This is a genomic window from Pseudomonas sp. GW460-12-10-14-TSB1, from assembly GCF_017349775.1.
Lineage (GTDB): Bacteria > Pseudomonadota > Gammaproteobacteria > Pseudomonadales > Pseudomonadaceae > Aquipseudomonas > Aquipseudomonas piscium.
The window spans coordinates 1-15,493 of record NZ_JACNAC010000043.1; the positions used below are offsets into that span (position 1 = coordinate 1).

Below are 15,493 nucleotides of genomic sequence, written 5' to 3' on the forward strand. Positions count from 1 at the left end.
AAACGCTACGAAAAATTCGCCGACGACATCGCAGAACTGATCCGCTCCGGGGTGCTCGGCCCCGGCCAGCGCGTACCTTCGGTACGTTACGCCAGCCAGACCTATGGGGTCAGCCCGTCCACGGTGTTCCAGGCCTATTACCTGCTGGAGCGGCGCGGCCTGATCCGCGCCCGGCCGCGCTCCGGCTACTTCGTCAACACCCATGCGCCCAGCCCGTTCTCGGAGCCGGTGATCAGCAGCCAGGTCAACGAGTCCACCGAAGTCGATGTCAGCGAACTGGTGTTCTCGGTGCTGGACTCGATCAAGGATCCGACCACCGTGCCGTTCGGCTCGGCCTTTCCCAGCCCGACCCTGTTCCCGCTGCAGCGCCTGTCGCGCTCCCTGGCCAGCGCCAGCCGCGAGATGGACCCGCGCGTGGTGGTCACCGACATGTCGCCGGGCAACCCGCAACTGCGCCGACAGATCGCCCTGCGCTACATGGTCGGCGGGCTGATGCTGCCCATGGAAGAACTGCTGATCACCAACGGCGCCCTGGAAGCCCTGAACCTGTGCCTGCAGGCGGTGACCGAACCGGGCGACCTGGTGGCCATCGAGGCCCCGGCCTTCTACGCCAGCCTGCAAGTGCTGGAACGCCTGAAACTCAAGGCCGTGGAAATCCCCGTGCACCCGCGGGACGGCATCGACCTCGGGGTGCTGGCGCAGACCCTGGAACGGCACCAGATCAAGGCCTGCTGGTGCATGACCAGCTTCCAGAACCCCATGGGCGCGACCATGCCCGAGGCGAAGAAGCAGGAACTGGTGGAATTGCTGCGCAGCCATCAGGTGCCGCTGATCGAGGACGACGTCTACGCCGAGCTGTATTACGGCCAGCAGGCACCGAAACCGGCCAAGGCCTTCGACACCGAGGGCCTGGTGATGCATTGCGGTTCGTTCGCCAAGAGCCTGGCGCCGGGTTATCGCATCGGCTGGGTCGCCGCCGGGCGCTACGCGCAGAAGATCGAACGGCTGAAACTGATGACCTCGCTGTGCGCCTCGATGCCGGCCCAGGCGGCCATCGCCGACTACCTGCAACACGGCGGCTACGACCGCCACCTGCGCAAGCTGCGCTACGCCCTGGAAGAACAGCAGAGCGCCATGCTCGCCGCCATCGCCCGCTACTTCCCGGCCCAAACCCGGGTCAGCCAGCCGGCCGGCGGCTACTTCCTGTGGCTGGAACTGCCGGCGCAGATGGATTCGTTGAAACTGTTCCAGATGGCCCTGGCCCAGGGCATCAGCATCGCCCCGGGACCGATCTTCTCGCCGACCCAGCGCTTTCGAAACTGCATCCGCCTCAACTACGGCAGCCCGTGGAACGAAGCGGCGGAAAAGGCCATGGAAACCCTGGGCAGGATCGTGCGGTCGTTCTGAAGCCGGGGCTTCACACCTGTAACCCTGTAGCCGCTGCCGAGCGCAGCGAGGCTGCGATCGGTCGCGTAGCGACCGCAAAACCTGAACTTGCGATCTGTCTGGATAGACGCGCTGAACGGCCTTGCGACTGCTGCGCAGTCGATCGCAGCCTCGCTGCGCTCGGCAGCGGCTACGGGGCTACTCCATTCTCAGCGGCCGCCACCCAGGTCGATAAAGGTCCCGGTGGAATAGGAAGCCTTGTCCGACAGCAGCCAGATGATCGCCTCCGCCACTTCGTCCGGGCGCCCGCCACGGCCCATGGGGATGGCGGATTCCAGCTTGCTGACGCGGTCGGCGTCGCCGCTCAGGGCGTGGAAGTCGGTGTAGATATAGCCCGGGCGCACCCCGTTGACGCGGATGCCTTCGCCGGCGACTTCCTTGGACAGACCGATGGTGAAGGTGTCCAGCGCCCCTTTGGAGGCCGCGTAGTCGATGTACTCGCCGGGCGAGCCCAGGCGGGCGGCGACCGAGGATACGTTGACGATGCTGCCACCCTGCCCGCCGTGCCTTGGCGACATGCGCAGCACCGCGTGCTTGGCGCAGAGGATCGGCCCAAGCACGTTGGTCTTCATGATCTTCAGAATGCGGAATTCGGACATTTCGTCGAGCCGCGACTTCTGTCCGACGGTCCCGGCGTTGTTCACCAGCGCGGTGACCCGCCCCAGTTCGCTGTCGACTCGGTGGTACAGGCCGATCACTTCGTCCTCGATGCTGACATCGGCCCGCACGGCAATCGCCTGGGCACCCAGGCCGCGCACCTGTTCCAGTACCTGGAAGGCCGCCTGTTCGTCGGCCTGGTAGTTGATGCAGATGCGATAGCCCTGTTGCGCGGCCAGCAGCGCGGTGGCCGCGCCAATACCGCGACCGCCACCGGTGATGAGGATGACTTTGTCCATGCTGCCAACTCCCTCGCTGATCTTTGAACGCCGCCAATTAAACACCCTGGGGCCAGCGTTGCAAACCATCGAGAAGCAGGCGCCCGGGCACTAACTGACAAAGCGCCAGCCTGCCGTCTCGATGTCCCCGCGGTGCCCGGCCCATCGCCATCGCGGACAATCGAGCGTCGACCGGCCGCTCCTACAGAGGAGAGGCACCTGTAGCCGCTGCCGAAGGCTGCGATCGGCCGGCACGGCCGTGACGTTCTTATATCAGTCAATCCTTGTAGGTCGGCGCTGTCCGGTCCATCGCCATCGCGGGCAAGCCTCGCTCCTACAGATGCCCCCCTGTGAGGCGATAGAGGCCGTTCAGAGGGTCAACCGTTCGGCCTGGTGGATGTTCTGCATGAAGCGTGCGGCCGGCAGCGGATGGCCGAGGAAATAACCTTGCAGCGAATCGCAGCCCAGCTGGGTCAGGAAGCTTTGCTGCACATCGGTTTCCACGCCCTCGGCGACGATGCGCAGGCCCAGGGCCTGGCCCAGGGCAACGATGGCCGAGACGATCGCCGCGTCGTCGCTGTCGTGCTCCAGGTCGCGGACGAAACCGCGATCGATCTTCAATTCGTTGGCCGGCAGGCGCTTGAGGTACATCAGGCTCGAATAACCGGTGCCGAAGTCGTCGATGGACAGGTCCACGCCCATGTCCGCCAGCTGCTTGAGCACCGTCATGCTGGCATCGGCATCGCTCATGGCCGTGGTCTCGGTGATCTCCAGGGTCAGGCTGTTGGCCGGCAAGCGGTGGAGTCTCAGCGCCCTGGCCACGCTTTCGACCAACCCGACATGGCAGAACTGCAGCGCCGAGATGTTCACCGCGATCCGCCAGCTTTCATAGCCTTCGCTGTACCACTCGCGCATCTGCCGGCAAGCCTCGTTGAGCACCCATTCGCCGATGGGAATGATCAGCCCGGTCTTTTCCGCCAAGTCGATGAACTTGTCCGGCAGCAGCAAGCCCAGTTGCGGGTGTTCCCAGCGCAGCAAGGCTTCGGCGCCTACCGGCGAGCCGTTGGCGGCGTCGAACTTGGGCTGGTAATACAGCCTGAACTCGCCGTGCTCGACAGCATGGCGCAGGTCCTGCAGCAGTTGCAGCTGCCGGCGCGCGTCGCTGTTCATCGAGGCGTCGAAGAAGCTGTAGCCGTTCTTGCCGGTGCCCTTGGCGTGGTACATCGCCGCATCGGCATTCATCAGCAACTCCTGGGGCGTCAGGCCGTTACCCGGGTACACGGCGATGCCGACGCTGGCGGAGATCTGCAACTCGTGCTCGGCCACCCGGAACGCCTGGCCGATCAGGCCCACCTGGCGCGCAGCCAGGCGCAAGGCATCGTCCGCCTCGTTCAGTTGCACCAGCAGCACGAACTCGTCGCCGCCGATCCGCGCCAGGGTGTCCTGGCTGCGCAGGTCTTCGCGCAGGCGCACGGCCACCTCACGCAGCAACTGGTCGCCCATGTGATGGCCGAAGGCATCGTTGACCGGCTTGAAGCCGTCCAGGTCGATGAACATCAGCGCAAAACAGCCGCCCTGCTCCGTCACCCGCTGCATCGCCTGGTCGATCCGGTCGGCCAGCAGCGTGCGGTTCGGCAGGCCGGTCAGGGTGTCGTGCAGCGCCAGCTGGGTCAGCTCGCGGTTGGCCAGGGTCAGCGACTCGGCCAGCACCGCGGTGCGCGCTTCCAGGCGTGCGTCGAGTACCGAGGTCAGCAAGGCAATGACCAGCACCGCCAGGGTGGTGATCAGCACCAGGTTGTCCAGGCCCTTGCCGCTCAGGCCGTCCACCGCCGCGCCACAGAAACTGCCGTCGGGGAAACGCGCCGCGGCCATGCCGGTGTAGTGCATGCCAACAATGGCGATGCCCATCACCACCGCGGCCCCGCAACGGGCCAGGCGCACATAAGGGGTGTTGCGGCGCAGGCGGAAGGCGATCCACAGCGCCGCGGCCGAGGCGCCGACGGCAATCAGCAGCGAGGCGCCGAACAGGCTTGGGTCGTAGTCGATGCCCGGCTGCATGCGCATCGCCGCCATGCCGGTGTAATGCATGGCGCTGATCCCGGCGCCCATGACCAGCGCGCCGAAGGCCAGCTGCCAGAGCGGCAGGCTCTGCTGGCTCACCAGCCACAGGGCGAAACCGCAGGACAGCACGGAAATCAGCAACGACAGCGCGGTGATGCCCGTGTCGTAGCCCAGGTCGATGGGCAGGCTGAAGGCGAGCATGCCGATAAAGTGCATCGACCACACCCCGATACCCATGGCCAGGGCTCCGCCGGCCATCCACAACAGTGCCGCTCGACCCCGAGTGGTGGCGATGCGACCAGTCAGGTCGAGCGCGGTGTAAGAGGCGAGAATCGCCACAAACAGGGAAATCAGAACCAGTGCGGGAGAGTAGGTACCGGTGAGCATGAACGTCTCGTGGCGTGAGCCGGAAGCTTCCATGCCCGGCGGTAAAAGGCGTAATTGTACTGATTGCGTACAGAAACACACTCACAAAGTAAGCAAAAAGCCATCAGTCGGATGAAAGTAGCCGGCTGATAAAACAAATCGGTTACAACGACTCGGCTCCTGACAACGCCAGGCACGCCGCTATCGATGTAGCCGCTGGCGCAGCCTGCGCGCGACCGCATAGCGGTCGTGAAACCAGGCCGCGCATTTATCCAGGCAGGCCCCGGGGCCAGGGCTTAGGGTCGCAGCGTCGGAGTGCCGCCCATACCGTTCGCAGCCTCGCGGGCTCGGCAGCGGCTACAAGGGTCAGGCAGCGGTCGCAAACCCGGCGATGCGATTGTCCGGGCGGATCACGGATTCAGCCCGTTACTCCTTGCTGGCCTGCAGCTGGCCGTCCCAGCCGCCGCCGAGGGCGGCGATCAGTTGCACGCTGGTGACCAGCCGGCTTTGCAGCAGGGTCAGCACGCTGCGTTCGTTGCTCAATGCAGTGGCCTGCACCACCACCACGTCCAGGTAGGCGATCACCCCGGCCTTGTACTGGTTCTCGGTCAGGCGCAGGGACTCACGCGCCGCATCCAGGGCCTGCTGGCGCACCGCGGCCTCGTCTTCCAGGACCTTGAGCTGCACCAGGTAGTTCTCCACCTCGCGGAAGCCGTCGAGCACGGTCTGGCGGTACTTGGCCACGGTCTGGTCGTAGGCCGCCTCGGTGCGGTCGACTTCCGCCGAACGCTGGCCGCCGTCGAACAGGGTCATGGCCAGTTTCGGCCCCACCGACCAGAAGCGGTTCGGCAGGCTGATCCAGTCGGCGTAGGTACTGCTGCTGTAGCCGCCGGCCAGGCTCAGGGTCAGGTCCGGGTAATAGGCAGCCTTGGCCACGCCGATATTGGCGTTGGCGGCGATCACCGAACGCTCGGCCGAGGCGATGTCCGGGCGCCGTTCCAGCAACTGCGACGGCAGGCTCAAGGGCACCTGGGGCAAGGCCGGGATGTCCTGGGTCTCGGCCAGGCTGAACTCGGAGGGCGGCAGGCCGATCAGCACCGCGATGGCGTTTTCCAGCTGGGCGCGCTGCCAGATCAGGTCGATCAGCTCGGCCTGGGTGGTTTTCAGCTGGGTTTGCGCCTGGGCCACCGCGTCCTTGCCGGAAACCCCCGCGCGGTACTGGTTCTCGGTCATGGTCAGCGAGCGCTGGTAGGCCGCCACCGTGGCTTCGAGCAGGCGCTTCTGCTGGTCCATGACCCGCAGTTGCAGGTAGTTCTGCACCAGCTCCGACTGCTGGCTCAGGCGCATTGCCGCAAGGTCGGCGAAGCTGGCTTCGGCGCTGGCTTCGTTGGCTTCCAGGCCGCGGCGCAGCTTGCCCCAGACATCGGCCTCCCAGCTCACCCCGAGCTGGGTGTTGTAGGTGTCGCGAATGCCGCTGGAAGAGCTGCTCAGGGCCGAACTGCTGCTGCCGGTGCCCTGGCTGGCGCGGGTTTTCCCAGCGCTCAGGTCCACCGTGGGGAACAGCGAACCACGGGCGCTGCGCACCAGGGCCTGGGCCTGGCGGTACTGGGCCTCGGATTGCGCCACGGTCTGGTTGGCGCTGTTGAGCTTGTCGATCAGGCCGTTGAGCTGCTGGTCGCCGTACAGCTCCCACCAGGCGCCGCGGGCCAGGGCATCGCTGGGGCTGGCCTGGCGCCAGCCCGCCGCCTCCTTGTATTGCGCAGGCTCAGCGACGGTCGGGCGCTGATAGTCCGGGCCGATGGCGCAGGCGCTGAGCAGCGCCAGGCTCAAGCTCAGGCTCAACAACCGCGAACCGCGGGCCAGGGCCAGGCGCTGAGGAAGGTTGCGTGGCGAACAGTCAGTCATAGCGGCGTTTCCAGAGCGGCATCGGTACGAACCCCACGCCAGTGGTTGAACTTATGGCGCAGGCGATCGAGATAGAGGTAGACCACCGGGGTGGTGTAGAGGGTCAGGATCTGGCTGAAGACCAGGCCGCCAATGATGGTCAGGCCCAGGGGCTGGCGCATTTCCGCGCCTTCGGCGCTGCTCAGCAGCAACGGCAAGGCGCCGAGGATCGCCGCCAGGGTGGTCATCAGGATCGGCCGCAGGCGCAGCAGGCAGGCGCTGCGGATCGAATCCAGCGGGCTCAGGCCCTGATGGCGTTCCAGCTGCAACGCCAGGTCGATCATCAGGATGGCGTTTTTCTTCACCACGCCGATCAGCAGGAACAGCCCCAGCAGCGAGATCAGGCTGAACTCGCCGCCCAGCACATAGATCGACAGCAAGGCGCCGACCCCGGCCGACGGCAGCGTGGAGAGAATGGTCAGCGGGTGAATGTAGCTTTCATAGAGCACGCCCAGCACCAGGTACACCGCCAGCAAGGCGCCAAGGATCATGAACGGCTGGCTCTTCTGGGTCGCGGCGAAGGCGTCGGCGGTGCCGGCCATCTTGACGATCACGTCTTCCGGCATGCCGACCTTGGCGATCGCTCGTTCGATGGCTGCCGTGCCCTGCTCCACTGTCACCCCTTCGGCCATGTCGAAGGAAATGCTTTCCGAGGCGAACTGGCCTTCGTGGCTGACCCGGTCGTCTTCCAGGCTGTTTTCGTAATGGGCGATGGTCGACAGCGGCACCCGCGCGCCATCGGCGGTGATCACCTGCACCTGGTTGAGGGTGACCGGGTCCTGGGCGTATTTCGGGTTGACCTCCATCACCACCTGATACTGGTTGAGGCTGTCGTAGATGGTGGAAATCTGCCGCTGGCTGTAAGCGTTGTTGAGCACCGCGGTGACCATGTTCATGTCGATCCCCAGGCGCTTGGCCTGGTCGCGGTCGACCACCAGGGTCACCTGCTGCGCGCCCCGCCCTTCGCGGGCGTCGATGGCGGTCAGCTCCGGCAAGGCGCGCAGCGCGGTGACCACTTTCGGGTACCACTCGCGCAACGCCCCCAGGTCGCCGCTCTGGATGATGTAGGAATACTGCGAGGTGGTCTGCTCGCGGCCGCCGCCGAACTGCAGGTCCTGGTCGGCCATCAGCATCAGCTGGGCACCGGGCACCTTGGGCATTTCCTTGCGCAGGCGCTCGATGACCTTCTGCGCGGAAATGTTGCGTTCCTTGATCGGCTTGAGGCGCACCAGCATGAAGGCGTTGTTGGTGCCGTTGTTGCCGCCGATAAAGCCGGCCACGCTCTCCACCGCCGGGTCCTTGAGCACCTCGCGGCGGAAGATCTCCATCTTCGGCTGCATCACGGTGAACGACAGGCCGTCGTCGCCACGCACGAAACCGATCAACTGGCCGGTGTCCTGCTGCGGCATGAAGGTCTTGGGCACCACCACGTACAGCGCGATGTTGACGCCGATGGTCACGAACAGGCTGAGCAGGGTCAGGCGTTTGTGGCGCAGCACCCAATCCAGGCTGCCGGCGTATTTCGCCACCATCCAGTCGTTGGTGCGCTGGCTCCAGCGCTGCAGGCCGTTCTCCTGGCCCGCCACATGGGGCTTGAGCCAGCGGGCGCAGAGCATCGGGGTCAGGGTCAGGGACACCACCAGGGACACGACTATGGCCGCCGCCAGGGTGATGGAAAATTCGCGGAACAGGCTCTCGATGATCCCGCCCATGAACAGGATCGACAGGAACACCGCCACCAGCGAGACGTTCATCGACAACAGGGTGAAACCGACCTCCTTGGCCCCCAGGTAAGCTGCCTTCATCGGCGCGATGCCTTCGTCGATGTGCCGGGAAATGTTCTCCAGCACCACGATGGCGTCGTCCACCACCAGCCCGGTGGCGAGAATCAGCGCCATCAGCGACAGGTTGTTCAGGGAAAAACCGTACAGGTACATCACCGCGAAGGTGCCCACCAGCGACACCGGCACCGCCAGGGTCGGGATCAGCGAGGCGCGCAGATTGCCGAGGAACAGGTAGACCACCAGAATCACCAGGGCCACGGCGATCAGCAGGGTCATCTCGGCTTCATGCAGGGTGGCCTTGATCACCGGCGAGCGGTCCATGGCCAGGTTGAGCTTGACGCTGGCCGGCAGCACCGCCTGCAACGCCGGCAACTGCGCCTTGATCTCGTTGACCGTCTCGATGATGTTGGCCCCGGCCTGGCGGTTGATCACCAGCAGCACCGCCGCGTCGTCGTTGAAGAAGCCGCTGTTGTAGCGGTCCTCGACGCCGTCGCTGACCTTGGCCACGTCTTTCAGGCGCAGGGCCGCGCCGTCCTTGTAGTGGATGATCAGCGGCTCGTAGTCCTTGGCCTTCTCCAGCTGGTCGTTGGCCTGCACCTGCCACATCTGCTCGCTGTTCTCCACCGAGCCCTTGGGCCGGCGCACGTTGGCTTCGGCGATGGTCTTGCGCACATCGTCGAGGGCCACGCCGTACTGGTTGAGCAGCTGCGGTTCGAGCTCGATGCGCACCGCCGGCAGCGAACTGCCGCCGATCTGCACCTCGCCCACCCCGGACACCTGGGACAGGCTCTGGGACAGGATGGTCGAGGCCAGGTCATAGAGCTGGCCCTTCTCCAGCACATCGGAGGTCAGCGACAGCACCATGATCGGCGCCTGGGACGGGTTGACCTTCTTGTAGGTGGGCATGCTGCGCATGCCGCTGGGCAGCAGGTTGCGCGAGGCGTTGATCGCCGCTTGCACTTCCCGCGCCGCGCCGTTGATGTCGCGGTCCAGGTCGAATTGCAGGATGACCCGGGTCGAGCCCTGGCTGGAGCGGCTGCTCATGGTGTTGACCCCGGCGATCGCGCCGAAGGAACGCTCCAGGGGCGTGGCCACGGTGGACGCCATCACCTCGGGGCTGGCCCCCGGCAGGCTGGCCTGGACCACGATCACCGGGAAGTCCATCTGCGGCAGCGGCGACACCGGCAGCAGGCCGAAACTGACACCGCCCAGCAGCATGATCGCCAGGCTCAGCAGCATGGTAGCCACCGGCCGGCGGATAAAGGGTCCGGACAGGTTCATGGCTGCTCTACCGGCTCCGCGGGCTCAGGCGCCGAACGCCAGCGCCGGCCCAGGCGGTCGAAGTACAGGTAGATCACCGGGGTGGTGAACAGGGTCAGGACCTGGCTCAGCAACAGGCCGCCGACCATCACCAGGCCCAGGGGCTGGCGCAGCTCGGCGCCGGAACCGGTGGCCAGCATCAGCGGCACGGCGCCGAACAGCGCGGCCAGGGTGGTCATCAGGATCGGCCGGAAACGCAGGAGCGCCGCCTGGTAGATCGCCTGCTCCGGGGCCATGCCCTGGTTGCGTTCGGCGTCGAGGGCGAAGTCGATCATCATGATCGCGTTCTTCTTGACGATGCCGATCAGCAGGATGATGCCGATGATCGCGATCATGCCCAGGTCGTTGCCGCTGAGGATCAGCGCCAGCAAGGCCCCCACCGCCGCCGACGGCAGCGTGGAGAGGATGGTGATCGGGTGGATGTAGCTCTCGTAGAGCACCCCCAGCACGATGTACATGGTCACCACCGCCGCCAGGATCAGCAGCAAGGTGCTCGACAGCGAGGCCTGGAACGCCTGGGCCGCGCCCTGGAACTGGGTCTGCACGCCCACCGGCATGCCGATGTCCCGCTGCACCTGTTCGATGACGTTCACCGCCTCGCCCAGGGCCACGCCGGGCGCCAGGTTGAACGACATCATCACCGCCGGGAACTGGCCGATATGGGCGATGGCCAGTTGCGCCTGGCGCTCCTCGACCCGGGCCAGGCTCGACAGCCGCACCTGGCCGCCATCGGTGGTCTTCACATGGATCTGTTCCAGCGCCTGCGGGCCGATGGTTTCCCCGGCCTGGGCCTGCAACACCACGCGGTACTGGCTGGCCTGGGTGTAGATGGTGGAAATCTGCCGCTGGCCGAAGGCGTCGTACAGCGCGTCGGTGATGTTCGACACCGAGACGCCGATGCGCGAAGCGGCGTCGCGGTCGATCACCAGGTACACCTGCAAACCCTTGTCCTGCAGGTCGCTGGCAACGTCGGTCAGCTCCGGCCGGTGGGCCAGGGCATCCACCAGGCGCCCGCTCCACAGGGCCAGCAGATCGGCGTCCGGCGACGACAGGCTGAACTGGTACTGGGTGCGGCTGACCCGGTCCTCGATGGTCAGGTCCTGCACCGGCTGCATGAACAGGCGGATGCCCACCAACTGGTCGACCTGGGGCTGGATGCGCGCAATCACTTCGGTGGCGCTGAGGTCGCGTTCGCGGTGCGGCTTGAGGTTGATCAGCAGCCGGCCGCTGTTGAGGGTGGCGTTGTCGCCGTCGACCCCGATATAGGACGACAGGCTTTCCACCGCCGGGTCGGCCAGGATGATTTTCGCCAGGTCCTGCTGGCGCTGGCTCATGGCGGCGAAGGACACCGACTGCGGCGCCTCGGAAATACCCTGGATCACCCCGGTGTCCTGTACCGGGAAGAAGCCCTTGGGCACCACCATATAAAGGAACACGGTCAGCGCCAGGGTGCCGACGGCCACCAGCAGGGTCAGCGGCTGGTGCTTGAGTACCCACTGCAACCAACGGCCGTAGCTGGCGATCAGCCAGTCGATCCAGGCACCGCTGGCGCGGTAGAACCGTCCCTGTTCTTCTTCCTTGGGCTCACGCTTGAGCAGGCGCGCGCACATCATCGGCGTCAGCGTCAGGGACACCACCAGGGAAATCAGGATCGCCACCGCCAGGGTGATGGCGAACTCGCGGAACAGCCGCCCGACCACGTCGGCCATGAACAGCAGCGGAATCAGTACGGCGATCAGCGACAGGGTCAGCGACACCAGGGTGAAGCCGATCTGCTTGGCGCCCTTGAGCGCGGCCTGCATCGGGCTGTCGCCCTCCTCGATGAAGCGCGAGATGTTCTCCAGCATCACGATGGCGTCATCGACCACAAAGCCGGTGGCGATGGTCAGGGCCATCAGGGTCAGGTTGTTGACCGAGAAGCCCGCCAGGTACATCACGCCGAAGGTACCGATCAGCGACAACGGCACGGCGATCGACGGGATCACCGTGGCGCTGGCCCGGCGCAGGAACAGGAAGGTCACCATCACCACCAGGGCAATGGCGATCAGCAGTTCGTGCTGCACGTCGGTGACCGAGGCGCGGATGGTCTGGGTGCGGTCGGTGAGCACGGTGACGTCGAGGCCGGCCGGCAGGTTGTCGGTGATGCTCGGCAGCAGCGCCTTGATCCGGTCCACCACCTCGATCACGTTGGCCCCGGGCTGGCGCTGGATATTCAGCAGCACCGCCTGGTTTTCATTGGCCCAGGCCGCCAGGCGTTCGTTCTCGGCGCCGCCGGCGATCTGCGCGACGTCTTTCAGGCGCAGTGGCGCGCCATTCTTGTAGGCCAGGATCAGCTCGGCGTAATCCTTGGGCGAGGTCAGCTGGTCATTGGCGTCGAGCATCGACACTCGGGTCGGGCCGTCGAAGTTGCCCTTGGGCTGGTTGACGTTGGAGGCGCCGATCAGGGTGCGCACGTCCGACAGGTTGAGGCCGTTGGCCGCCAGGGCTTCGGGGTTGACCTTGATCCGCACGGCCTGGCGCTGGCCGCCGGCGATGCTGACCATGCCGACGCCGCTGATCTGCGCGATCTTCTGCGCCATGCGGGTATCGACCAGGTCGTTGAGCTTGGGCAGCAGCATGGTCTTGGAGGTGATGGCCAGGGTCAGCACCGGGGTGTCCGCCGGGTTGACCTTGTTGTACACCGGCGGCGCCGGCAAGTCGGTGGGCAGCAGGTTGGTCGCGGCGTTGATCGCCGCTTGCACCTGCTGCTCGGCGACATCCATATTGATGTCGAGGTTGAAGCGCAGGGTCAGCACCGAGGCGCCGCCGGAGCTGGTGGAGGCCATCTGGGTCAAGCCGGGCATCTGCCCGAACTGGCGCTCCAGGGGCGCGGTGACCGCGCTGGTCATCACGTCGGGGCTGGCGCCGGGGTACAGGGTCATCACCCGGATGGTCGGGTAATCGACCTGGGGCAAGGCCGAGACCGGCAACAGGCGATAGGCAATCAGGCCGGCCAGGACAATGGCCAGCATGCTCAGGGTGGTGGCTACCGGACGGAGGATGAACAGCCGCGACAGGTTCATGCGCCGACCTTGCTCGCCGGGGCGTCAGCGGCCGGGGCCGTGGCAGGCGTAGTCGCCGAACTGGCCGGCTTGCCCTGCAGGTGCTGGGTCGGGGTGGCCGGCACCTCTTCGGTGGTGTTGACCACTTCCACTTCGCTGCCGTCCTTGAGGCGGTCGGTGCCTTCCAGCACCACGCGGTCGCCGGCTTCCAGGCCGGTCTTGATCACCGTGGAGTCGCCATTGCTGTCACCGACCTGCAACTCGCGGATCTTGACCTTGTTGTCGCCGTCCAGGGCGTAGACGAAGGTGCCGTTGGTGCCGAACTGGATCGCCGCCGATGGCGCCAGCACCACGTTTTTCAGGGTGTCGGCGAGCACGCGCACGTTGACGAACTGGTTGGGGAACAGCGCCTGGTCGCGGTTCTCGTAGCGCGCCTTGAACTTCAGGGTGCCGGTGGCGGTGTCGATCTGGTTGTCGAGGCTTTGCAGCACGCCGCTGGCCTGCAGCTCCTGGTCACCACGGTCCCAGGCTTCCACCGGCAGCTTGGCGCCGCTGCGATAACGCTCCAGCACCCTGTTCAGGTTGTTCTCCGACAGGGTGAAGGCGACGCTGATCGGCTGGGTCTGGGTGATGATCGCCAGCGCGGTGGTGTCGTTGGCCGCCACCAGGTTGCCGACGTCCAGCTGGCGCAGGCCCACGCGGCCAGTGATCGGCGCGCGGATCTTGGTGAATTCGAGATTGAGCTTGGCGTCGTTGACCGCCGCCTGGTTGGTCTTGACCGTGCCCTGGTACTGGCCGACCAGCGCCGCGGCGGTGTCCAGGGTCTGCTTGGCGATACTGTCCTGGGCGTACAGGCCGCGATAACGCTCGTAGTCGACCTGGGCGTTCTTCAGCTGGGCCTGGTTCTGCAACAGCGTGCCTTCGGCCTGGAGCAAGGCGTTCTGGTAAGGCCGCGGGTCGATTTCCGCCAGCAGGTCGCCGGCCTTGACCATCTGCCCTTCCTCGAAGCTCACCTTGACCAGTTCACCGGCGACCCGGCTGCGCACATTGATGGTGTTCAGCGCGGTGACGGTGCCCAGCGCCTTGTAATACAGCGGGAAGTCCCCGCGCGTGGCCGGCGCCACCCGCACCGGGATCGGCCCGGTCGCGCCCCCGAACCCCGGGCGCATCGCCCCGCTGCGCCCGGTGTGCCCGGCCGCGGCCTTTTGCCCGGCGGCATCCTTGTGGGTGGTCGAGGCCGGCCAGAACTTCCAGCACAGGCCGACGATAGCCAACAGGACAAGCAGGCCGAGCAGCCAGCGACGGGAGTTGCGGGAAACGGAGGATTGCATGGAATGATCAACCATTGGGCGCGAGGGGATCTTTTTCAGAAGGCTGAAAGATAAGCACTGGCCGGTGTTTAGCAAAGCGCCTTTACCGGCAATTTACCTTGGGCTTACGTTTGCAAGTGTCTGCTAAGCCACTGAAGCACAAATAAAAACGGCCTGGACAGGGCCAGGCCGTGAATAATTGTAAAACCTGTTACTTCAGAACGGCCAAGGCCGCGTCGTAGTTCGGTTCTTCAGCGATTTCCTTGACCAGCTCGCTGTGCAGCACGGTGTCGTTCTCGTCCAGCACCACCACCGCGCGGGCAGTCAGGCCGGCCAGCGGGCCGTCGGCAATGGCCACGCCGTAGTTTTCGATGAACTCGCGACCACGCAGGGTCGACAGGTTCTGCACGCTTTCCAGGCCTTCGGCGCCGCAGAAACGGGCCTGGGCGAATGGCAGGTCAGCCGAGATGCACAGCACCACGGTGTTGTTCAGGCCGCTAGCCTGGGCGTTGAACTTGCGCACGGAGGTGGCGCAGGTCGGGGTGTCGACGCTTGGGAAGATGTTCAGCACTTTGCGCTTGCCGGCAAAGCTGCTCAGGGTGATGTCGGCCAGGCCGGCGCCCACCAGGGAGAACGCTGGCGCCTTGGAGCCGGCTTGTGGCAGTTGGCCGTTGACTTGAACCGGGTTGCCTTTAAGGGTGACTTGAGCCATGAACGGAGTCCTTTTAAACGATTGTCATTGAACAGCTGTAAAGAAAATCGAGAGGCCGGAAGTTAAACATGAAACGCTCCGGCCACCTATGCCCGGGATACAAATTGTCGCCCTTTTGCGCCCTTGACTGGATACAGGGAGCGAGGCCGCAGGACGACCATCAACTCAGCAAGCGCAGCATGTTGCGATGCCGGGCCTCGAAAATGCGCGCCATGTAGGCATTGACCACCAGCCATTCCAAAGGTGCGCCGCCCAGTGCCCGATAAGTCACCCGGTCGGTATACAGGGTACCCCCGTCGCGGGCCTCGACCCAGTGTTCATGACGGAAGGCGCGCAGCGGTCCCTTGAGCATCTCGTCGACGAAATGACGATCGCTGACTTCACGTATAACAACCGTCCATGTCGCCGGTATGACACCCCACATCCAGTGCCGAAAGCTGAACTGGCGCCCGGCGCTGATCCGCAGGTTATTGATGTCCACGCCCCGCAAGGGGGTGATGCGCTCGGGAAAGATCTTCGGGAAGTTGGCGCCTTCAAGACAGAAATCCAGCACTTGGGCCGGGCTGCGAGCAGCAATGAAAGTCGTGCGTTCAACCACGGGCATGCCGGGAAAAACTCCTTGAGAGCACCAATC

The 15,493-nt window shown here is 65.4% G+C and carries 9 protein-coding genes; 1 reads left to right on the forward strand and 8 read right to left on the reverse strand.

Going from position 1 to position 15,493, the window contains the following annotated elements; translation table 11 throughout:
• A partial coding sequence (locus J4D52_RS21860) for a PLP-dependent aminotransferase family protein (RefSeq protein WP_207272153.1) occupies positions 1-1,407 on the forward strand: 1,407 nt, incomplete at its 5' end.
• A gap of 188 nt (positions 1,408-1,595) precedes the next feature.
• Here the strand turns inward: J4D52_RS21860 and J4D52_RS21865 are convergent.
• From J4D52_RS21865 to J4D52_RS21900, 8 genes are all read right to left on the reverse strand, one after another.
• Positions 1,596-2,342, reverse strand: coding sequence for an SDR family oxidoreductase (locus tag J4D52_RS21865; RefSeq protein ID WP_025809107.1), 747 nt, complete (start codon positions 2,340-2,342; stop codon positions 1,596-1,598).
• 348 nt (positions 2,343-2,690) lie between these two features.
• Entirely contained in the window at positions 2,691-4,769 is a 2,079-nt protein-coding gene (locus J4D52_RS21870; RefSeq protein ID WP_102677044.1) for a bifunctional diguanylate cyclase/phosphodiesterase, read from the reverse strand.
• Between the two features lie 405 nt (positions 4,770-5,174).
• Complete coding sequence (locus tag J4D52_RS21875; protein WP_063430454.1) at positions 5,175-6,653, reverse strand: efflux transporter outer membrane subunit; 1,479 nt, start codon at positions 6,651-6,653, stop codon at positions 5,175-5,177.
• Positions 6,650-9,757: an efflux RND transporter permease subunit gene (locus J4D52_RS21880; RefSeq protein ID WP_063430452.1), complete on the reverse strand. Its 3,108-nt coding sequence runs from the start codon at positions 9,755-9,757 to the stop codon at positions 6,650-6,652. Before J4D52_RS21880 ends, J4D52_RS21875 begins: the two co-directional genes overlap by 4 nt.
• The gene (locus J4D52_RS21885; RefSeq protein ID WP_102677043.1) at positions 9,754-12,858 is read right to left on the reverse strand and encodes an MdtB/MuxB family multidrug efflux RND transporter permease subunit; all 3,105 of its coding nucleotides are present in this window, start codon (positions 12,856-12,858) and stop codon (positions 9,754-9,756) included. The genes J4D52_RS21880 and J4D52_RS21885 overlap by 4 nt, the downstream gene beginning before the upstream one ends.
• Positions 12,855-14,183 carry an MdtA/MuxA family multidrug efflux RND transporter periplasmic adaptor subunit gene (locus J4D52_RS21890; RefSeq protein WP_102677042.1) on the reverse strand — a complete coding sequence of 443 codons (1,329 nt, stop codon included), beginning with the start codon at positions 14,181-14,183 and terminating at the stop codon, positions 12,855-12,857. Before J4D52_RS21890 ends, J4D52_RS21885 begins: the two co-directional genes overlap by 4 nt.
• Before the next feature lie 175 nt (positions 14,184-14,358).
• Complete coding sequence (tpx, locus tag J4D52_RS21895; protein ID WP_063430448.1) at positions 14,359-14,859, reverse strand: thiol peroxidase; 501 nt, start codon at positions 14,857-14,859, stop codon at positions 14,359-14,361.
• Positions 14,860-15,019: 160 nt separating this feature from the next.
• The gene (locus tag J4D52_RS21900; RefSeq protein ID WP_102677041.1) at positions 15,020-15,463 is read right to left on the reverse strand and encodes an SRPBCC family protein; all 444 of its coding nucleotides are present in this window, start codon (positions 15,461-15,463) and stop codon (positions 15,020-15,022) included.
• Between the last annotated feature and the right edge of the window lie 30 nt (positions 15,464-15,493).